The organism is Ramlibacter agri (genome assembly GCF_012927085.1).
Taxonomy (GTDB): Bacteria; Pseudomonadota; Gammaproteobacteria; order Burkholderiales; family Burkholderiaceae_C; genus Ramlibacter; species Ramlibacter agri.
Genome location: NZ_JABBFX010000001.1, coordinates 1744391 through 1764245 on the forward strand (window position 1 = coordinate 1744391; position 19855 = coordinate 1764245).

General features: G+C 66.8%; 15 protein-coding genes. 6 read left to right on the plus strand and 9 right to left on the minus strand.

Translation table 11 applies throughout. The features are described 5' to 3' along the window. Positions 1 to 69: 69 nt before the first annotated feature. Positions 70 to 1134: an NAD(P)-dependent oxidoreductase gene (locus tag HHL11_RS08425; RefSeq protein ID WP_240980030.1), complete on the plus strand. Its 1065-nt coding sequence runs from the start codon at positions 70 to 72 to the stop codon at positions 1132 to 1134. Here HHL11_RS08425 and HHL11_RS08430 read toward each other — a convergent pair. The 4 genes from HHL11_RS08430 to HHL11_RS08445 are packed head-to-tail and all read right to left on the minus strand — an operon-like array spanning position 1085 to position 6523. Further along, the gene (locus tag HHL11_RS08430; RefSeq protein ID WP_169417956.1) at positions 1085 to 3949 is read right to left on the minus strand and encodes a valine--tRNA ligase; all 2865 of its coding nucleotides are present in this window, start codon (positions 3947 to 3949) and stop codon (positions 1085 to 1087) included. The two genes, HHL11_RS08425 and HHL11_RS08430, sit on opposite strands and share 50 nt — an antisense overlap. 19 nt (positions 3950 to 3968) lie before the next feature. Further along, complete coding sequence (locus HHL11_RS08435; protein ID WP_169417957.1) at positions 3969 to 4154, minus strand: DUF2783 domain-containing protein; 186 nt, start codon at positions 4152 to 4154, stop codon at positions 3969 to 3971. After that, complete coding sequence (locus HHL11_RS08440; protein WP_169417958.1) at positions 4151 to 5869, minus strand: FAD-dependent oxidoreductase; 1719 nt, start codon at positions 5867 to 5869, stop codon at positions 4151 to 4153. The genes HHL11_RS08435 and HHL11_RS08440 overlap by 4 nt, the downstream gene beginning before the upstream one ends. Before the next feature lie 60 nt (positions 5870 to 5929). After that, on the minus strand, positions 5930 to 6523 hold the full coding sequence (locus HHL11_RS08445; protein WP_169417959.1) for a VOC family protein: 594 nt from the start codon (positions 6521 to 6523) through the stop codon (positions 5930 to 5932). Between the two features lie 236 nt (positions 6524 to 6759). On the opposite strand from HHL11_RS08445, the gene HHL11_RS08450 reads away from it, so the two are divergent. The 3 genes from HHL11_RS08450 (at position 6760) to HHL11_RS08460 (ending at position 9192) form a co-directional block, all read left to right on the plus strand. Next, positions 6760 to 7182: a rubrerythrin family protein gene (locus tag HHL11_RS08450; protein WP_169417960.1), complete on the plus strand. Its 423-nt coding sequence runs from the start codon at positions 6760 to 6762 to the stop codon at positions 7180 to 7182. A 79-nt stretch (positions 7183 to 7261) separates the two neighbouring features. Continuing rightward, the gene (locus HHL11_RS08455; protein WP_169417961.1) at positions 7262 to 8602 is read left to right on the plus strand and encodes a (Fe-S)-binding protein; all 1341 of its coding nucleotides are present in this window, start codon (positions 7262 to 7264) and stop codon (positions 8600 to 8602) included. Then, entirely contained in the window at positions 8602 to 9192 is a 591-nt protein-coding gene (locus tag HHL11_RS08460) for a DUF3501 family protein (RefSeq protein WP_169417962.1), read from the plus strand. The genes HHL11_RS08455 and HHL11_RS08460 overlap by 1 nt, the downstream gene beginning before the upstream one ends. Here the strand turns inward: HHL11_RS08460 and ugpQ are convergent, their stop codons facing one another. The 5 genes from ugpQ to ugpB all read right to left on the minus strand — a co-directional run bounded on the left by ugpQ (position 9193) and on the right by ugpB (position 14136). Next, positions 9193 to 9927 carry a glycerophosphodiester phosphodiesterase gene (gene ugpQ, locus HHL11_RS08465; protein WP_169417963.1) on the minus strand — a complete coding sequence of 245 codons (735 nt, stop codon included), beginning with the start codon at positions 9925 to 9927 and terminating at the stop codon, positions 9193 to 9195. Next, the gene (gene ugpC / locus HHL11_RS08470; protein ID WP_169417964.1) at positions 9924 to 10934 is read right to left on the minus strand and encodes a sn-glycerol-3-phosphate ABC transporter ATP-binding protein UgpC; all 1011 of its coding nucleotides are present in this window, start codon (positions 10932 to 10934) and stop codon (positions 9924 to 9926) included. Before ugpC ends, ugpQ begins: the two co-directional genes overlap by 4 nt. A gap of 68 nt (positions 10935 to 11002) precedes the next feature. After that, positions 11003 to 11857, minus strand: a complete 855-nt coding sequence (gene ugpE, locus HHL11_RS08475; protein WP_169417965.1) for a sn-glycerol-3-phosphate ABC transporter permease UgpE — start codon at positions 11855 to 11857, stop codon at positions 11003 to 11005. Further along, positions 11857 to 12738, minus strand: coding sequence for a sn-glycerol-3-phosphate ABC transporter permease UgpA (ugpA, locus tag HHL11_RS08480; protein WP_169417966.1), 882 nt, complete (start codon positions 12736 to 12738; stop codon positions 11857 to 11859). Before ugpA ends, ugpE begins: the two co-directional genes overlap by 1 nt. A gap of 78 nt (positions 12739 to 12816) precedes the next feature. Continuing rightward, positions 12817 to 14136: a sn-glycerol-3-phosphate ABC transporter substrate-binding protein UgpB gene (gene ugpB, locus HHL11_RS08485; protein WP_169417967.1), complete on the minus strand. Its 1320-nt coding sequence runs from the start codon at positions 14134 to 14136 to the stop codon at positions 12817 to 12819. Between the two features lie 197 nt (positions 14137 to 14333). On the opposite strand from ugpB, the gene HHL11_RS08490 reads away from it, so the two are divergent. Together HHL11_RS08490 and HHL11_RS08495 are read left to right on the plus strand one after the other, a co-directional pair. Next, a complete protein-coding gene (locus HHL11_RS08490; RefSeq protein ID WP_169417968.1) occupies positions 14334 to 18233 on the plus strand; it encodes a DUF3683 domain-containing protein in 3900 nt (1299 codons plus the stop codon). Between the two features lie 190 nt (positions 18234 to 18423). Beyond that, entirely contained in the window at positions 18424 to 19782 is a 1359-nt protein-coding gene (locus tag HHL11_RS08495; RefSeq protein WP_205964231.1) for a FecR family protein, read from the plus strand. The last annotated feature ends 73 nt before the right edge of the window (positions 19783 to 19855 follow it).

The following is a 19855-nucleotide window of genomic DNA, read 5'->3' on the forward strand; positions in this document are numbered from 1 at the left end:
TTGAAAGGATTCTTTACAGTTTGCCGCACATGCCGGCAAGCTCCGGATTTTCGCGCACACGCGCCCGGCATGGTTGCCAGACAAGGACGCGCCTTGGAAATCTTACTGCTTGAGAGACTGGCCCCCGACGCCCAGGCTTGGCTGGAAGAACGCCATGCCGTGTCCCTGCGGCCTGACTTGGCTGATGCCGATACGGCCGCACTGCGCCGCGCGGTCTACAAGGCGCAGGCCGTGGTGCTCTCGCGCAAGGCGCTGGTCACGCGCGAATTCCTCGATTTCGCGCCGATGTTGAAGGCGGTGGCGCGCCTGCACGTGAGCTCGGACAACACCGACCTGGAAGCCTGCCGCGAGCGCCGCGTGCGCGTGATCCAGGCCAGTTCCGCCAGCCTGCGCGCCAATGCCGAATACCTGCTGGCCGGCCTGCTGTCGCTGTTCCGCCGCGGCATCGGCGAGTCGCTGGCAGGTGACCGCCACGCGCCGATCCGCCTGGGCCGCGAACTGCATGGCAGCGTGCTGGGCCTGCTCGGGCTGGCGCCGAGCGCGCATCCGCTGGCGATCATGCTGCAGTCGCTGGGCGTCAAGTTGATCGGCTACGACCCCGCCGTGCACCAGACGGCGCCCACCTGGCGCCGGCTCGGCGTGCAACCGGTGACTTTGGACGAACTGGTCGCGCATGCCGACGCGGTGGCGGTGCAGGTGCTCTACGCCTCGCGCTATCGCGGCTTCGTCAACGACAAGGTGCTGGCCCACTGCAAGCCGGGGCAGGTGTGGGTGAGCAACACGCGTTCGGACTTTTTCGACCCGCACGCACTGGCCCGCGCGCTCACCGACGGCCGCATCGAGGCCGCGCTGCTGGATTCGGCGGAAGCCGGCTTCGCTTCGCAGGGCAGCCCGCTGCACGAGCGCGCCAACCTGTTCCTGACGCCGCGCCTCGGCTCGTACACGCGCGAGTCGCGCCAGCGCGCCAGCTGGTACGTGGCGCAACGCATCCACGAGACCTTGACCGCGCCGTCGCCCAGCATGTTCGACGGCACGGTCAGCGGGCTCATGGGCCTGCTGGATCCCGGCGGCCCCGAAACCCAGCCTAGCCGAGCCGCGCCAGCTGCCCCTGGATCTTCTCCAGAGACGCCGTGAAGTCGGCGATGCGCTTGCGCTCCTGCTCGATCACCGCGGGCGGGGCCTTGGCCACGAAGGCTTCGTTCGACAGCTTGCCCTGCGCCTTGGCCAGTTCGCCCTGCAGGCGCGCCGCTTCCTTGGACAGGCGAACCTTCTCCGCGGCCACGTCGATTTCCATGTACAGGCACAGGCGCGTCTCGCCCACCACGGCGACGGGCGCGGCCTGCGCGGCCGCGGCCCAGGCCGCTTCGTCGTCGAACACCTTCACTTCGCTTAGCTTCGCCAGCGCCTGCAGCACGGGCGCCGCCGAACGGACGAAGCCGGCGTCGCCCACCGCGTAGGCGGGCAGGCGGGTCGAGGGCGACACGTTCATCTCGCCGCGCAGGTTGCGGCAGGCGTCCACCACTTCCTTCAGGCGCGCCATCCAGGCTTCGGCTTCGGCGTCGAGGTAGGCGTTGTTCGGCTCGGGATAGGCGGACACGCTGATCGAGTCGCCCTGCTTGCCGGCCACGGGCGCGACCTTCTGCCACAGCTCCTCGGTGATGAAGGGGATCACCGGATGGGCCAGGCGCAGGATCGCTTCCAGCACGCGGATCAGCGTGCGGCGGGTGCCGCGCTGCTGCGCGCGACCCGCTTGCGGGTCTTCCGCTTTCTCACCGGTCTGCACCTGCACCTTGGCGATCTCGAGGTACCAGTCGCAGTACTCGTCCCAGACGAACTGGTAGATAGCGCTGGCGACGTTGTCCAGGCGATAGTCGGCGAAGCCGCGCGCCACTTCCGCTTCGGCCTTCTGCAGGCGCGAGATGATCCAGCGATCGGCCGGCGTGAGCGTGGCGTCCTGCTCGGTGAGGTCCTGGCCCTCGCAGTTCATCAGCACGAAGCGGGTGGCGTTCCAGAGCTTGTTGCAGAAGTTGCGGTAGCCCTCGCAGCGCTTGGCGTCGAAGTTGATCGAGCGGCCCAGCGTCGCCAGCGAGGCGAAGGTGAAGCGCAGCGCGTCGGCGCCGTAGGCGGGGATGCCTTCCGGGAATTCCTTCTCGGTGTTCTTGCGCACCGCCGGCGCCGTCTCGGGCTTGCGCAGGCCGGTGGTCCGCTTGTCCAGCAGCGGCGGGAGCGCGATGCCGTCGATCAGGTCCACCGGGTCGAGCACGTTGCCTTCCGACTTGCTCATCTTCTTGCCGTGCGAGTCGCGCACCAGGCCGTGGATGTAGACGTGGCGGAACGGCACCTGGCCGGTGAAATGGGTCGTCATCATGATCATCCGGGCGACCCAGAAGAAGATGATGTCGTAGCCGGTGACCAGCACGGTGGAGGGCAGGTACAGGTCCATGTCCTGCGTCTTCGCCGGCCAGCCGAGGGTGGAGAAGGGCACCAGCGCTGAGGAATACCACGTATCCAGCACGTCGGGGTCGCGCGTGAGCTTCTTGCCCGGGGCCTGCGCCTGGGCGTCGGCCTCGCTGGCCGCCACGTACACCTTGCCGTCCTCGTCGTACCAGGCCGGGATCTGGTGGCCCCACCAGAGCTGGCGCGAGATGCACCAGTCCTGGATGTTGTTCATCCACTGGTTGTAGGTGTTGACCCAGTTCTCGGGCACGAAGCGCACGGCGCCGCTCTGCACGGCGTCGATGGCCTTCTGCGCGATCGACTTGCCGGTGGGATCCTGGTCGCTCACCTTGGTCATCGCCACGAACCATTGGTCCGTGAGCATCGGCTCGACGATCTGGCCGGTGCGGGCGCAGCGCGGCACCATCAGCTTGTGCTTCTTCGCCTCGGCCAGCAGGCCCTGTGCCTCGAGGTCGGCCACGACCTTCTTGCGCGCGACGAAGCGGTCCAGCCCGCGATAGGCGGCCGGCGCGTTGTCATTGATGGTGGCGTCCAGGTTCAGGACGCTGATCATCGGCAAGCCGTGGCGCTGGCCCACCTGGTAGTCGTTGGGGTCGTGCGCGGGCGTGACCTTCACCACGCCGGTGCCGAACTCGCGGTCCACGTATTCGTCCGCGATGATGGGGATCTCGCGGCCGGTCAGCGGCAGCTGCACCTTCTGGCCGATCAGGTGCTTGTAGCGCTCGTCCTCGGGGTGGACCATGACCGCGGTGTCGCCCAGCATCGTCTCGGGACGCGTGGTCGCCACCGTGAGATAGCCGGAACCCGAAGCCGCCAGGCTTCCAACCTGATTCACCAGCGGATAGCGGATGTGCCAGAGGAAGCCGTCTTCCTCCTCGCTCTCCACCTCGAGGTCGCTGACCGCGGTCTTCAGCTCGGGGTCCCAGTTCACCAGCCGCTTGCCGCGGTAGATGAGGCCCTGCCGGTACAGCTCCACGAAGGTCTGGGTGACGACCTTCGAGAGCTTCTCGTCCATCGTGAAGTACTCGTGCGACCAGTCCACGCTGTCGCCCATGCGGCGCATCTGCGTGGTGATGGTGTTGCCGGACTTCTCCTTCCACTCCCAGACCTTCTTGACGAAGTTCTCGCGGCCGAGGTCGTGGCGGCTCTGGCCTTGCTCCTGCAGCTGGCGCTCCACCACGATCTGGGTGGCGATGCCGGCGTGGTCGGTGCCCGGTACCCACAGCGTGTTGAAGCCCCGCATGCGGTGGTAGCGCGCCAGGCTGTCCATGATCGTCTGGTTGAAGGCGTGCCCCATGTGCAGGGTGCCCGTGACGTTCGGCGGTGGCAGCTGGATGGAGAAGGACGGCTGGCCCGGCTCGGGCTCGCCGGTGCCGCGGGAGCCGGCGCGGGCGTAGCCGCGCTGCTCCCAGAGGGGGCCCCACTTCGCTTCGATGGCGGCGGGTTCGAAGGACTTGGAAAGGCTGTTCAGCCCGGGTTGTTCGGTACTCACCCCGGGATTTTACGGGCCCTCAGGGAAATTGCCGGGCGGCCTCCACGCACTCCTTGAGCACCTTGGCATCGCCGACCTGGTTGGCCAGCAGCATGATGAGCCGCGCGTTCAGCAGTTCGGACTGCTGGGGCGTGAGCTCGTGGTGGGCGTCCAGCAGCTGCTCGTAGAAGCCGTCGGCGTCTTGCAGGTTCAGCGTGGTCTTCATTCGGCTTCCTCCAGGTCGGCGCCCAGCGCCTGGCCCACGGCATGCACGAGCGTGGCGTCCACGCTCTCGCCGGTGGCGGCCACGTAGGCGTCCGGGCGCACCAGCGCCCAGGCATGGCCGAACACGTGGCAGGCGCCCTGCAGGTGGCCCTTGGGGTCGCGCACGTATTCGATGGCGCCCGGCTGGTCGTCCGGGCCCAGCGCCTGCACGCAGCGCAGCGGCGCGGTCTCGCACAGGCTGCGCAGGCGCTCCAGGGAGCCCGGCGCGGCATCGCCGAAGACCAACACCAGCAGCCGGCCGTCGGCCCAGCGCAGCAGGTCGTTGACCTGGCCGGGCGAGCCGTCGGCCCATTCGAAGGACACGTTCTGCACCGACTGGCCGCCGGTGCGGTCGCAGGCGCTGGAGCGCGAATAGGGGTTGGCGATGGCCATGCGGCCGGTGTTCACGAACTGCCGGGCGAAGGGATGCTGGCGCGCCAGGCTCAGCGCGGCGTCGCGGAACAGCTTCTCCACCGGCGTCGCGGGCCGCAGGAAACGGGCCGTGCGGTTGGTGACCTGCACGTTCTGCTGGGCCGCCTCGTGGCGCTCCTCGTGGTAGCTGTCCAGCAATTGGGGCGAGGCGCGGCCCTTCATGATGGCGGCCAGCTTCCAGGCCAGGTTGTCGGCGTCGGCGATGCCGGTGTTGCCGCCGCGGGCGCCGAAGGGGCTGACGACCTTGGCCGAGTCGCCCATGAAGAAGACGCGGCCGTGGCGCATGCGGTCCACGCATTCGCTGCGGTAGGCGTAAGGGCCGACCCAGACGATTTCCACTTCGGCATCGGCGCCGAACTGCTTCGCCAGCCGCTCGCGCACCACTTCCTCGCGGCTCACGTGGGCCGGGTCGCAGTCGGGCGACATCTGGTAGTCGATGCGCCAGACGTTGTCGCCCATCAGGTGCTGCCAGACGGCGCGGTTCTCGTTGAAGGGCGCCTCGATCCAGGTGTGGCGCTCCACCGGCGGCTTCACCTTGAAGCGGACGTCGGCGATGCACCAGCGGTCGTCCCCCTTCTTCGCCGTGACGCTGGCGCCGGTCCAGTGGCGGAAAGGGCTGTGCGAGCCGGTGGCGTCGATCACGTAGTCGGCGCGCAGCCGGTAGTCGCCGGCCGGTGTGGTGACGGTGAGCGTCGCGCCCTCACCGTCCTCCTGGAAGGCGGTGACGCGGTTGCTCCAGCGCAGGTCCACGCCGCCGAGCTCGTAGATGCGCTCGACCAGGTAGCCCTCGATGTAGAACTGCTGGATGTTGATGAAAGGCGGCTGCGCGGACAGGTTGTAGGCGCTCTGCTGCTTCAGGTCGAAGGAATAGACCTCGTCCTGGCCGGCGAAGGTGCGGCCCACGCTCCACTGGATGCCTTTGCCGGCGATGCGGTCGTAGATGCCCAGGCGCTGGAAGATCTCCAGCGACTTCTGCGTGTAGCAGATGCCGCGCGAGGAGGCGCCCTTGACGCCGACCGTGTTGTCTTCGTCCAGCAGCACCGCATTCACGCCGTACTGCGCCAGCGCGCAGGCGATGGTCAGGCCGGTGATGCCGCCGCCGACGATGACGATCGGGTGGTGGCTGGTCGCGCCGGAGGCGATCTCCGGCGGCGGGTTGAAGGGATATTCGGGCAGCGCGTAGCCGCTGCCCGAGGTGAATTCATAGCCGTTCGTGAACGCCGTTTCGGCGTAGCGCTCCGCCATGGGGTCTCCTCCAGGAACATTGTGGTTCCCGGGTCTTGCCCGGGATGACCGCCGCAGCGGTCAGTTTGAACCGAATTCGGGCCGGTCGTTCTGCTGCGGCTTCAGCGGCGCGGAAGATTTGCCGTCCGCCCGTTCCTTGCGCCACTGTTCCTTGCGCGCGTTCCAGTCGCGCAGCCGGGCGTGCGCGGTCTTGCTCTCCTCGAGCATCTGGAATTCGTCGGCCAGCTGGGCCGTCAGTTCCAGGCGGATGCCGTTCGGGTCGAAGAAATAGATGCTGTGGAAGATGTGGTGGTCGGTGACGCCCAGCACTTCGACGCCGTTGGCTTCCAGCCGGGCCTTCATGTCCTGCAGGGCCTGGATGGAGTCGACGCGGAAGGAGATGTGGTTGACCCACTTCGGCGTGTTGGGCGAGGGCTCGCAGGCCTGGTCGTCGCCGAGGTCGAAGAAGGCAATGAAGCTGCCATCCTGCAGGCGGAAGAAGAAGTGCGTGTACGGGCAGTACTCGCCCGTGCTCGGCACGTGGTCACTCTGGATGATGTGGTACAGCGGCAGGCCGAGGATGTCCTCGTAGAAATGCCGCGTTTCCTCGGCGTCGCGCGCCTTGTAGGCGTAGTGGTGCAGCTGCTGGATGGGCGCGGGCGCGGGGAGGGCCATGGTGTCTCCGGGATTTACCAATGCGTAACGCGTTTACTATACCGTAACGACCGGAGAGGCCCAAGCGCGGTCGCGAACGCGGTTGAGAATCGTTATTGGTGAGCTGGACTCGATAGCCAACGTCCATGGACCGAATTGAGCCGCCCTATTAGACGCGCGCCTTGGCCCTCACTACGCTGTCGGAGTCTCCGGCCCGGAGGCCGGGGCAAACTTCATTCACCACGAAGGAGATTTCCATGGCAGCACTCAAAGGCTCCAAGACGGAAGAGAACCTGAAGGCCGCATTCGCGGGCGAATCGCAGGCGAACCGCCGCTACCTGTATTTCGCGAACAAGGCCGACGTGGAAGGCCAGAACGACGTGGCGGCGCTGTTCCGCTCCACCGCCGAAGGCGAGACCGGCCACGCGCACGGCCACCTCGAGTGGCTCGAACAGTGCGGCGACCCCGCCACCGGCCTGCCGATCGGCAGCACCCGCGACAACCTGAAGGCCGCGGTGGCCGGCGAAACCCACGAGTACACCGACATGTACCCTGGCATGGCCAAGACCGCGCGCGAGGAAGGCCACGACGAGATCGCCGACTGGTTCGAGACGCTGGCCAAGGCGGAGCGCTCGCACGCGAACCGCTATACCAGGGCGCTGAACGAACTGACCGACTGAGGTTGAGCGTCGAGCGTTGGGCGTTCCCCGTGAGCGCCCCTCGCTGAACGCTGAACGCACAACGCCGCAGGGAGACAAGATGGCCGCACGCGAAGGAAGCCTGGAAGCGCCCACGCGCCACCCGATCGCCTGGAAAACCGGGGAGTTCTACGACGAGGGCGCAGCCTTCCAGGAGCTGGAGCGCATCTTCGACATCTGCCATGGCTGCCGCCGCTGCGTCAGCCTGTGCGGCGCCTTCCCCACCTTGTTCGACCTGGTCGACGAAGGCAAGACCGGCGAGGTCGACGGCGTGGAGAAGCAGGACTTCTGGAAGGTCGTCGACCAGTGCTACCTGTGCGACCTCTGCTACATGACCAAGTGCCCCTACGTGCCGCCGCACGAGTGGAACCTGGATTTCCCGCACACCATGCTGCGCGCCAAGTCCATCAAGTTCAAGAAGGGCGAGGTGAGCTTCGGCGAGAAATTCCTCTCCTCCACCGACGTGCACGGCCAGTTTGCCGGCATCCCGGTGGTCGTGCAGGTCGCGAACGCGGTCAACCAGACCAAGCCGATGCGGGCGGCCATGGAGAAGACGCTGCACGTGGACCGCAACGCCTGGCTGCCGGCGCTGGCCACGCGCAAGTTCCGCAAGGCCGCGCCGAAATCTGCCGATGCGCCAGTCACGGACGGCGAGCGTTCGCCCGGCAAGGTGGCCATCTTCGCCACTTGCTACGTCAACTACAACGAGCCGGGCATCGGCATGGACTTGCTGAAGATCCTGGCGCACAACGGCATCCCCTACGAGCTGGTGCACAAGGAAAAGTGCTGCGGCATGCCCAAGCTGGAACTGGGCGACCTGGAGTCGGTGGATGCCAGCAAGCAGGCGAACATCCCGGTGCTGGCGAAGTACGCGCGCGAGGGCTATGCGATCCTCAGCGCCGTGCCCAGCTGCACGCTGATGTTCAAGCAGGAAATTCCGCTCATGTACCCGGACGACGCCGACGTGCTGGCCGTGCGCGATGCCATGTGGGACCCTTTCGAGTACTTGGGCGCGCGCCGGCGCGACGGCCTGCTGAAGACCGAGTTTCCCCAGCCGCTGGGCAAGGTGAGCTACCACGTGCCCTGCCACGGCCGCGTGCAGAACATCGGCAAGAAGACCGAGGAACTGCTGAAGCTGATTCCCGGCACCACGGTGCAGACCACCGAGCGCTGCTCCGGCCATGCCGGGACCTTCGGGGTCAAGAAGCCGTACCATGAGGTGGCGATGAAGATCGGCAAGCCCCTGTTCAAGAAGATGGCGGAGCAGGCGCCCGACTACATCAGTTCCGACTGCCCGCTGGGCGGCCACCACATCGCGCAGGGCTTCGACGTCAACGGGCTGGGCACGCCGCAGCTCGCCCACCCGCTGTCGCTGGTCCGCAAGGCGTACGGGATCGAATGATGCAGCTCACCGGAAAGATCACGCCGGACAGCCTGATGACGCTGGAGGCGTACAGCAAGTGGCGCAAGGCGCACAAGGAGGACGTCATCGCCCACCGCAAGCTGCGCAGCGTGCAGCTGGGCGAGCACATCATGGTGCAGTTCGAGAGCGAGCTGACCATGCGCTACCAGATCCAGGAGATGCTGCGCATCGAGAAGATCTTCGAGGAGGAGGGCATCCAGCAGGAGATCGACGCCTACGCGCCGCTGGTGCCCGACGGCGGCAACTGGAAGGCCACGATGCTGATCGAATACCCGGACGTCAGCGAGCGCAAGCGCGAGCTGGGCCGCCTGATCGGCGTGGAGGACCGGATGTTCGTGGAGGTGGAAGGCCAGGCCCGGGTCTACGCCATCGCCGACGAGGACCTGGATCGCGAGAACGAGGAGAAGACCTCCTCGGTGCACTTCCTGCGCTTCGAGCTGGCGCCGGCGATGCGCGAGGCCGTGAAGGCCGGTGCGGGCGTCAAGCTGGGGTGCGACCACACCCACTATCCCGCGCACCTGCAGGTCGGGGCGGAGACGCTGGCGTCCCTCGCCGGCGACCTGCGCTGATCAGGCCGGCGAGAAGAGGTCGACCCGGTCGGTGACGATGCCGTCGGTGCCCAGCGCGATCAGCCGCTGCGCCGCCCAGTCGTCGTTGACCGTGTAGCTCAGGCAGCGCATCCCCGCGCCCTGCACCTTCGCCACGGTGGCGGCGTCCCACAGCGCATGGTTGCAGACGATCGCCGCGCAATCGAGCTGGCGCGCGATGTCGAACCAGCCGTCCCACAGCGTGTCCAGCAGCAGCCCGCGCGGCAGCTCGGGCTGTGCCTGCTTGGCGGCCTGCAGCGACTCGGGCCGGAACGAGGTCAGGAAGGGCGGCACCGCCTGGCCCTGCCACAGGCGCGCGGCGTAACGTGCGACCACGTCCCCCGTCTCGGCTTCCTGGCCCGGCGTCGGCTTGATCTCGATGTCCAGGAAATGGCGGTTGGCGATGCACCAGCGCGCCAGGTTCTCGAAGGTGGGGATGGCTTCGCCGGTGTACTTGCGCGAATGCCAGGAGCCCGCATCCAACTGGGCGAGCTGGTTCCAGGGCTGGTCCGCGCCGCGGCCGATGCCGTTGGTGGTGCGCTCCAGCGTCGCGTCATGCAGCAGGAAGGGCACCTTGTCGGCCGACAGCTTCACGTCGCATTCGAACATGCGATAGCCATGCGCGGCACCCAGCCGGAAGGCGGCCAGCGTGTTCTCCGGCGCCAGCTTGCCGGCGCCGCGGTGCGCGATCCACAGCGGGTAAGGCCAATGCTTCATGCGGGGATCCGCTGGCCGCTCTCGGCGTCGAACCAGTGCAGCCGGTCTTCACGCGGCTTCACGCGGATCACCTGCTCGGCCACCGGGGCCGGCTGGTGTTCCTCCATGCGCACGATGATCTGCTCGCCGTTCACGCGGCCATAGACCAGGCGCTCGGCACCCAGCAGTTCGACCGTCTCGGTGCGCATTTCCCAGCCCGAGTCGCCGACGTCCAGGTGCTCGGGGCGGATGCCGGTGATCGCGCCCTTGCGGCCGCCCTGCACGTCCTTCAGCAGGTTCATCGGCGGCGAGCCGATGAAGCTGGCGACGAAGGTCGACGCCGGGCGGTGGTACACCTCCTCGGGCGTGCCGAACTGCTCCATGCGGCCGGCGTTCATCACGATCATGCGCTGCGCCAGCGTCATCGCCTCGACCTGGTCGTGGGTGACGAACAGCGAGGTGATGCCCAGCTCGCGGTGCAGCTTCTGGATCTCGATGCGGGTCTGCGCGCGCAGCTTGGCGTCCAGGTTGGACAGCGGCTCGTCGAACAGGAACACCTGCGGCTGGCGCACGATGGCGCGGCCCATGGCCACGCGCTGGCGCTGGCCGCCGGACAGCTGGCGCGGCTTGCGATCCAGCAGGTGCGACAGCTCCAGGATGCCGGCGGCCTTGTCGACGCGCGCCTTGATCTCGGGTTCCGGCAGCTTGCGGATCTTCAGGCCGTAAGCCATGTTCTCGAACACGCTCATGTGCGGGTAGAGCGCGTAGTTCTGGAACACCATGGCGATGTCGCGCTCGGCCGGGTCGAGGTCGTTCACCACGCGGTTGCCGATGGCGATCTGGCCGCCGGAGATCTCCTCCAGGCCGGCCACCATGCGCAGCAAAGTGGACTTGCCACAGCCCGAAGGCCCGACGATCACCACGAACTCGCCGGCGCCCACTTCGGCGTTCACGCCGTGGATCACCTGCAGTTCCTGCTTGCCCTTGCCGTACTTCTTGACGACGTCACGGAATGCGATGCCAGACATCTTTTCTCCTAATCAGTCGAGGACAGGGCAACCGCGCTGCGCGCTCGTTGGCCTGTCCCCGAAGCAATTTACTTCTCCGTATCCACCAGGCCCTTGACGAACCACTTCTGCATCAGCGTCACCACCAGCGCGGGCGGCAGCATGGCGAGGATGGCCGTGGCCATCACAACGCTCCATTCGACCTGCGCGTCACCGCCCGTGGGCATCATGCGCTTGATGCCCAGCACCACGGGGTACATGCCCTCGTCAGTCGTGATCAGCAGCGGCCACAGGTACTGGTTCCAGCCGTAGATGAACTGGATAACGAACAAGGCCGCTGTGCTGGTGGCTGACAGCGGCAGCACCACGTCCTTGAAGAAGCGCATCGGCCCCGCGCCGTCCATGCGCGCCGCTTCGGCCAGTTCGTCCGGCACGGTCAGGAAGAACTGCCGATACAGGAAGGTGGCGGTCGCCGAGGCGATCAGCGGGATCGTCAGGCCGGCATAGGAGTTCAGCAGGCCGAGATCGGAGACTACCTTGTAGGTCGGCAGGATCCGCACCTCCACCGGCAGCATCAGCGTGACGAAGATCGCCCAGAAGAAAGCCTTCCGGAACGGGAAGCGGAAGTAGACGATGCTGAAGGCGGACAGCAGCGAGATCGCGATCTTGCCGACGGCGATCATCACGGCCATCGCGAAACTCACCGCCATCATGTGCGCCACCGGCGCGTGCGAGCCGCCGCCGCCGCGCTCGCCCGTGAGGGCCGCGCGGTAGTTGTCCAGGAAGCTGGAGCCGGGCGTCAGCGGCATCGGCACCTGCACCACTTCCTGCGTCGTGTGCGTCGAGGCGACGAAGGTTAGGTAGACCGGGAAAGCCACCAGCAGGATGCCGATGATCAGCACCGCATGGGTGAGGAAGGTGAGGAATCGGTTGCGTTCGACCATCAGTAGTTGACCTTCTTCTCGACGAACCGGAACTGGACGACGGTGAGCGCGATCACGATCACCATCAGCACGGCAGACTGCGCCGCCGAGCCGCCCAGGTCCATGGCCTTGAAGCCATCGAAGTAGACCTTGTAGACCAGGATGGAAGTGTCCTTCCCCGGGCCGCCATGGGTGGCGGCATCGATGATGCCGAAGGTGTCGAAGAACGCGTAGACGATGTTGATCACCAGCAGGAAGAAGGCGGTGGGCGACAGCAGCGGGAACTGGATGGTCCAGAACCGCCGCCAGGCGCCGGCGCCGTCGATGGCCGCCGCTTCGATCAGCGAGCGCGGCACACTTTGCAGGCCAGCGACGAAGAACAGGATGTTGTACGACAGCTGTTTCCAGACTGCGGCCATTACCACCAGCGCCATCGCGTGGTTGCCATTGAGCAGCGGGTCCCAGGGCACGTCCCAGCTGTGCAGCCAGTAGGCGACCACGCCGATGCTGCCGGAGAACAGGAACAGCCACACTACGCCAGCGACGGCCGGCGCCACGGCGTACGGCCAGATCAGCAGCGTGCGGTAGAACAGCGCGCCGCGGATCGCGCGGTCCGCGAAATAGGCAAGCAGCAGCGACAGGGTGATGCCGAAGAACGCCACGGACAGCGAGAAGACGGCCGTGGTCTTGAATGACTCGAGGTAGCTGGCGTCCTCGAACAGGTTGCGGAAGTTCTCCAGCCCGACCCACTGAACCGAGGTGCCGAAGGCGTCCTGCTGCTGGAACGACTGCACCAGCGCCTGGCCCGCCGGCCAGAAAAAGAACACAGCGATGATGACGACCTGCGGCGCGAGCAGAACCCACGGCAGCCAGGCCGATTTGAATGTGACCCTCTTCTCCATGGCCGGGTATTGTCTATGACTCCATGAAATGACGAAAAAGCCCCGCGGGAGCGGGGCTTGCACAGGACCGGGAAGCGGTCAGGACGATTGCTTGGTCTGCTTCTCGAAGCGTTCCAGCAACTCGTTGCCGCGCTTCACGATCGAGTCCAGGGCTTCCTTGGGGCCCTTCTTGCCGGCCCACACCTGCTCGAGTTCCTCGTCCTCGATGTTGCGGATCTGGACGTAGTTGCCCAGGCGGATGCCGCGTGACTTGTCGGTCGTCTTGCGGATCATCTGGTTCACCGCGGTGTCGGTGCCGGGGTTCTGCTTGTAGAAGCCCGATTCCTCGGTCAGCTTGAACGAAGCGAGGGTGACCGGCAGGTAGCCGGTGCGCTTGTGGCTGGCCGACTGCACTTCCGGGTTCGACAGGTAGTCGAAGAAGGCGGCGACGCCCTTGTAGTGCTCCGGGGTCTTGCCGGACATCACCCACAGGCTGGCGCCACCGATCACGGTGTTCTGCGGCGCGCCGGGCACGTCGGGGTAGTAGGGCAGGGGCGCCACGGTGAACTTGAACTTGGCGTTCTTGGCCACGTTGCCGTAGAAGCCCGACGACGTCGTGATCATCGCGCACTCACCCGACACGAAGGTGCCTTCGGCGGTGTTGTTGCGGCCCTTGTAGACGAACAGGCCGGTCTTGGCCATGTTCGCCAGGTTCTCGATGTGGCGCACGTGCAGCGGCGAGTTGGCCACCAGGCGGGCGTCCGGGCCGTCCAGGCCGTTGCGCTTGGTCGCCAGCAGCGTGTTGTGCCAGGTGGAGAAGCTCTCCAACTGGGTCCAGCCCTGCCAGCCGATGGTCAGCGGGCACTTGTGGCCGCTGGCCTTCAGCTTGGCGGCGGCCAGCGCCACTTCCGGCCAGGTGGACGGCGGCTTGCTCGCGTCCAGGCCGGCTTTCTCGAAGGCGTCCTTGTTGATGTAGAAGACGGTCGTGGAGCTGTTGAACGGGAAGCTCATCATCTGCCCGTTAGGCGCCGTGTAGTAGCTCGCCACGGCGGGGATGTAGGCGGCCGGGTCGAACTTCTTGCCGGCGTCCTTCATCAGCTTGCTCACCGGCACGATGGCGTTCTTGCTGGCCATCATCGTGGCCGTGCCGACTTCGAACACCTGCAGGATGTCCGGGGCGTTGCCGGCGCGGAAGGCCGCGATCGCCGCCGTCATCGACTCGTCGTAGCTGCCCTTGTAGACCGGCACGACCTTGTATTCCTTCTGGCGGGCATTGAAGTCCTTGGCCAGATCGTTGACCCATTCGTTGTTGACGGCGGTCATCGAGTGCCACCACTGGATCTCGGTCTGGGCCTGCACGGCCGGCGCAACGAGCGCGAAAGCGCTGGCCAGCGCGAGGAAGGAATACTTCAGCTTCATTGAAATCGTCTCCTGCGGGATGCAAAGCCCGTGACTGTACGGTGGATTTGTGACCGGCATTAGACAAAGCCGGACGGTGCGGGCACAAGCGGGTTTGCCAGTAGCTTGCAAGCCCCGGCCCTGTGAGGCTTGCTGCACTGCGGTAACATCTTCCTTCAGCCGGATTGCCTTCATTTGGCTGACAGCGAGAAACCCAGATGAACGCGCCGACAACAATCCAGCACCTGATGGCAGCAGTCGACGGCGATGCGCCGCGACTGCGCGAGATCCCCTACAACTACACCTCGTTCTCGGACCGCGAGATCGTCATCCGCCTGCTCGGGTCCCGGGCCTGGGAGATCCTGAACCGCCTGCGCGAAGAGCGCCGCACCGGCCGCAGCGCGCGCATGCTGTACGAGGTGCTGGGCGACATCTGGGTGGTCCAGCGCAACCCGTACCTCCAGGACGACCTCCTGGACAACCCCAAGCGCCGCCAGCAGCTGGTCGAGGCCCTGCAGCACCGCCTGAACGAAGTGCAGAAGCGCCGCACGCCGGACAGCGACCCGCAGCGCGACGCCCTGGTGGGCGAGCTGCTGGACGCCGCTTCCGCTGCCGTGCGCCGCTTCGACGACACCTTCGCCGAGACGGCCGAACTGCGCACCCGCACGCTCAAGGCCCTGCGCCGCTACACGCACAAGGACAACGTCCGCTTCGACGGCATGTCGCGCGTGTCGCACGTCACCGATGCGACCGACTGGCGGGTGGAGTACCCATTCGTAGTACTGATCCCGGACACGGAAGCCGAGATGGCCGGCCTGGTCAAGGGCTGCATCGAGCTGGGGCTGACCATCATCCCGCGCGGGGGCGGCACCGGCTACACCGGCGGCGCCATTCCGCTCACGTGGAAGAGCGCGGTCATCAACACCGAGAAGCTCGAGGCCATGACCGAGGTGGAGCACGTCTCCATCCCGGGCCACGAGCAGCCGATCCCCACCGTCTGGACCGAGGCCGGCGTGGTGACGCAGCGCGTGGCCGACGCCGCCGAACGGGCCGGCTTCGTGTTCGCGGTCGATCCGACCTCCGCCGAAGCCTCGTGCATCGGCGGCAACATCGCCATGAACGCCGGCGGCAAGAAGGCCGTGCTGTGGGGCACGGCGCTGGACAACCTGGTGTCCTGGCGCATGGTCACGCCCGACGCGCAGTGGCTGGAAGTGATCCGCCTGGACCACAACCTGTCGAAGATCCACGACGCCCCGGTCGCCACCTTCGAGCTGCGCTACTTCGAACCGGCCGGCAAGATCGACTGGACCAGGCCGCAGCGCACCGAGCGCCTGGAGATCCCTGGCTCGCGCTTCCGCAAGGAAGGCCTGGGCAAGGACGTCACTGACAAATTCCTGTCGGGCCTGCCCGGCATCCAGAAGGAAGGCTGCGACGGCCTGATCACCAGCGCGCGCTGGGTCGTGCACCGCATGCCCGCGCATACGCGCACGGTCTGCATGGAGTTCTTCGGCAACGCCAAGGACGCCGTGCCTTCGATCGTCGAGATCAAGGACTTCATGTTCGCCGAGCAGGCTCGCACCGGCACCGTGCTGGCGGGCCTGGAGCACCTGGACGACCGCTACCTGCGCGCCGTCGGCTACGCGACCAAGTCGAAGCGTGCCGTGCTGCCGAAGATGGTGCTGATCGGCGACATCGCCGGCGACGACCCCGATGCCGTGGCACGCGCCACTTCGGAAGTGGTGCGCCTGGCCAATTCGCGCAGCGGCGAAGGCTTCATCGCCATCAGCCCGGAAGCGCGCAAGAAGTTCTGGCTGGATCGCAAGCGCACCGCCGCCATCAGCAAGCACACCAACGCCTTCAAGATCAATGAAGACGTGGTGATCCCGCTGCCGCGGATGGCCGAATACACCGACGGCATCGAGCGCATCAACATCGAGCTGTCGCTGCGCAACAAGATCCAGCTGGCGGCCGAACTGGAAGCCTTCTTCGCCCGCGGCAACCTGCCGCTGGGCCGGCAGGACGACGCCGGCGAGATCCCCTCGGCCGAACTGCTGGAAGACCGCGTGCAGCAGGCCATCGCGCTGATCCGCGACGTGCGCGCGCAGTGGCAAGGCTGGCTGGACGAAGTCGACACCCTGTTCCCGCAGCTGCAGGACCACACGCTGCGCGCGAGCTGGAAGGCACAGATCCGCGCGCCGCTCGCCAACCTGTTCGGCGGCAACGCTTTCACGCCCATCCTGGGCGAGCTGAACGCGATCCACAAGCGCGTGCTCAAGGGCCGCGTGTGGGTGGCGCTGCACATGCACGCCGGCGACGGCAACGTGCACACCAACATCCCGGTGAACAGCGACGACTATCAGATGCTGCAGACGGCGCACGAGGCGGTGAAGCGCATCATGGCGCTGGCCCGCTCGCTGGACGGCGTGATCTCGGGCGAGCACGGCATCGGCATCACCAAGCTGGAGTTCCTGAGCGACGAGGAGATCGCGCCCTTCGCCGACTACAAGGCCCGGGTCGACCCCGAAGGCCGCTTCAACAAGGGCAAGCTGCTGCGGCCCTCGGAAGCCGGCAAGGTGATGGACGCGGACGTGTCGGTCTACGCCGACCTGACCAACGCCTACACGCCGTCCTTCGGCCTGATGGGGCACGAGTCGATCATCATGCAGCAGTCGGACATCGGCGCCATCGCCGATTCCGTCAAGGACTGCCTGCGCTGCGGCAAGTGCAAGCCGGTGTGCGCCACCCACGTGCCGCGCGCCAACCTGCTCTATAGCCCGCGCAACAAGATCCTGGCCACCTCGCTGCTGGTCGAGGCCTTCCTGTACGAGGAACAGACGCGCCGCGGCGTGTCGATCAAGCACTGGGAGGAGTTCGAGGACGTCGCCGACCACTGCACGGTCTGCCACAAGTGCGTGAACCCGTGCCCGGTGAACATCGACTTCGGCGAAGTGTCGATGAACATGCGCAACCTGCTGCGCAAGATGGGGCAGAAGAGCTTCCGCCCCGGCAACGCCGCGGCCATGATGATGCTGAACGCCACTAGCCCGCAAAGCATCAAGCTGATTCGCAGCGCGGTGGTCGGCGTCGGCTACAAGGCCCAGCGCATGGGCAACAGCCTGCTGCGCGGCCTGGCCCACCTGCAGGTGCAGCGCCCGCCGGAAACGCACAACACGGCTCCCATCAAGGAGCAGGTGGTCCACTTCATCAACAAGAAGCTGCCGGGCGGCCTGCCCACGCGCACGGCGCGGGCGCTGCTGGACATCGAGGACCGCGACTACGTCCCGATCATCCGCGACCCGAAGGCGACGTCTTCCGAGAGCGAGGCGGTGTTCTACTTCCCGGGCTGCGGCTCGGAGCGGCTGTTCTCGCAGGTGGGCCTGGCGACGCAGGCGATGCTGTGGCACGCTGGCGTCCAGACCGTGCTGCCGCCGGGATACCTGTGCTGCGGCTACCCGCAGCGCGGCTCGGGCCAGTTCGACAAGGCCGAGAAGATGATCACGGACAACCGGGTGCTGTTCCACCGCGTGGCCAACACGCTGAACTACCTGGACATCAAGACCGTGGTGGTCTCCTGCGGCACCTGCTACGACCAGCTGCAAGGCTACGAGTTCGACAAGATCTTCCCCGGCTGCCGCATCGTGGACATCCACGAGTACCTGCTGGAAAAGGGCATCAAGCTCGAGGGCGCCGGCGCCTACCTGTACCACGACCCCTGCCACACGCCGATGAAGCTGCAGGAGCCGATGAAGACGGTGAAGGCGCTGGTCGGCGAGAACGTGCGCAAGTCGGAGCGCTGCTGCGGCGAGTCGGGCACGCTGGCCGTCACCCGCCCGGACATCTCCACCCAGGTCCGCTTCCGCAAGGAGGAGGAACTGCGCAAGGACGAAGCGGCGCTGCGCGCCACCGGCGCGGTCGGGGCCAAGGACGACATCAAGATCCTCACCAGCTGCCCGAGCTGCCTCCAAGGCCTCTCCCGCTACAACCACGACCTGCAGAACGGCCTGTTGGAAGCCGACTACATCGTCGTGGAGATGGCCCGCAAGATCCTGGGCGAGAACTGGATGCCGGAGTACGTGAAGGCCGCCAACGCCGGCGGCATCGAGCGCGTGCTGGTGTAAACCGGGGCGCGGGCCGCCCCGCGCCTGCCGCAAAATCGCTGGCGCCCGTGAAATCCGCACGACGGAGGCCTCGCGGGCGGCCAAGCGGCGGATGCCCGCCTCAGCCGCTACCGTGTATAACGCGATGTGAAGGATTTCCGGTTGCAACACCGGTTACCGGAGGTTTGGCATGCCCGGCGTACACAATCACATGAAATGGCTCGCTCCCCTGGTGGCAGCTCCGCTGCTCCTCATCGCGCAGTTCGCACTGGCCCAGAGCGCCGGTGAAGTGGAGTTCTCGCGCGGCGTCGGCTTCGCGCAAAGCCCGGGCCAGGCGCCCCGCACCCTGGGCAAGGGCCTGCCGCTGCTGCAGGGCGACCGCCTGACCACCTCCGACGGCGCCTCGGCCATCATCAAGCTCGCCGACGGGACCCGCATGACGGTGCGGCCCAATTCCGAGCTGGTCCTGCAGCAGTACCAGTTCCAGGAAAACGCGCAGGACAACGGCATGCTGATGCAGCTGGTGCGCGGCGGCCTGCGCGCCGTCACCGGCCTGATCTCCAAGAACGCGCCCAACGCCGCCCGCATCCAGACCAACACCGCCACCATCGGCATCCGCGGCACGGACTTCGACGCCCGCGTCTGCTCCGGCTCCGAATGCAGTGCGGAGTCGGCCCGCGTCGTCGACGCCGCCCGGCCCAACGCCGTGCAGGCCAGCGCCAAGATCACCAACGTGCAGGGCGAGGTCTACGCCACCGACGGCGGCGGCGTGCGCCGCCGGCTGGTGGACGGCGGCAGCGTCTACCCGGGCGACGTGGTGGAAACCACCCGGGGGAGCCAGGGCGTGCTGGCGTTCCGCGACGACACGCGCATCACCTTGGGCTCGCAGACCCGCTTCCGCGTCGACAACTTCGTCTACGACGACAAGAACGCGGGCGAGGGCCGCTTCCTGGCCTCCATCCTGCGCGGCTCGGTGCGGGCGCTCACTGGCCTGATCGCCAAGGCAAACAACCGCAACGTCGGCTTCAGCACCGCCACCGCCACCATCGGCATCCGCGGCACCGGCTTCGACGTGCAGTGCACCGGCCCCTGCGCCGGCGAGCCGGGCGACCCGAGCGCCGGCCTGACGCTGTGGACCTGGCTGGGCGCCATCGAGGTCGGCCAGCCCGGGCAGACCGCGCTGGAGGTGCTGCAGGCGGGGCAGGGCCTGTTCATTCCTGCCAGCGGTCCCATCGTGCCGGTCACCAACGAGCCGGCGAGCACCGATCCGCGCCCCGACCAGGTGAACGTCCCCAACAACCTGTTCTCCGAGCAGCAACTGAACGACGGCTCGCAAGGCCTGTTCGTGTTCGTGCGCGACGGCCACATCGAGATCGCCAGCGGCAGCGAAGTGCTGCATCTCGGGCGGGGCGAAGCGGGCTTCGCGGGCACCGACGGCCAGGTGGTGCGCCCGATCGACATCCCGAAATTCCTCGAGTTCGACACGATCCCGATGCCCAACTCGCGCAATCCGCTGCTTGCCTCGGTCCTCGGCGAGTCCGGCATCCGCAACGCGCAAACCTGCAAGTAACCCGCATGGCGGGTGACAATCTGTTCACCCCGATGCGAGAATGCCCGCTCCAGAAGAAGAGAAGGCGGCAAGA

Excerpts from the sequence above, each read along its gene's own strand:
- HHL11_RS08425 (WP_240980030.1), top strand. The coding sequence starts at position 70 with ATGGTTGCCAGACAAGGACGCGCCTTGGAAATCTTACTGCTTGAGAGA.
- HHL11_RS08435 (WP_169417957.1), bottom strand. The coding sequence starts at position 4,154 with ATGAAGACCACGCTGAACCTGCAAGACGCCGACGGCTTCTACGAGCAG.
- HHL11_RS08440 (WP_169417958.1), bottom strand. The coding sequence starts at position 5,869 with ATGGCGGAGCGCTACGCCGAAACGGCGTTCACGAACGGCTATGAATTC.
- HHL11_RS08445 (WP_169417959.1), bottom strand. The coding sequence starts at position 6,523 with ATGGCCCTCCCCGCGCCCGCGCCCATCCAGCAGCTGCACCACTACGCC.
- HHL11_RS08450 (WP_169417960.1), top strand. The coding sequence starts at position 6,760 with ATGGCAGCACTCAAAGGCTCCAAGACGGAAGAGAACCTGAAGGCCGCA.
- HHL11_RS08455 (WP_169417961.1), top strand. The coding sequence starts at position 7,262 with ATGGCCGCACGCGAAGGAAGCCTGGAAGCGCCCACGCGCCACCCGATC.
- HHL11_RS08460 (WP_169417962.1), top strand. The coding sequence starts at position 8,602 with ATGCAGCTCACCGGAAAGATCACGCCGGACAGCCTGATGACGCTGGAG.
- ugpQ (WP_169417963.1), bottom strand. The coding sequence starts at position 9,927 with ATGAAGCATTGGCCTTACCCGCTGTGGATCGCGCACCGCGGCGCCGGC.
- ugpC (WP_169417964.1), bottom strand. The coding sequence starts at position 10,934 with ATGTCTGGCATCGCATTCCGTGACGTCGTCAAGAAGTACGGCAAGGGC.
- ugpE (WP_169417965.1), bottom strand. The coding sequence starts at position 11,857 with ATGGTCGAACGCAACCGATTCCTCACCTTCCTCACCCATGCGGTGCTG.
- ugpA (WP_169417966.1), bottom strand. The coding sequence starts at position 12,738 with ATGGAGAAGAGGGTCACATTCAAATCGGCCTGGCTGCCGTGGGTTCTG.
- ugpB (WP_169417967.1), bottom strand. The coding sequence starts at position 14,136 with ATGAAGCTGAAGTATTCCTTCCTCGCGCTGGCCAGCGCTTTCGCGCTC.
- HHL11_RS08490 (WP_169417968.1), top strand. The coding sequence starts at position 14,334 with ATGAACGCGCCGACAACAATCCAGCACCTGATGGCAGCAGTCGACGGC.
- HHL11_RS08495 (WP_205964231.1), top strand. The coding sequence starts at position 18,424 with ATGAAATGGCTCGCTCCCCTGGTGGCAGCTCCGCTGCTCCTCATCGCG.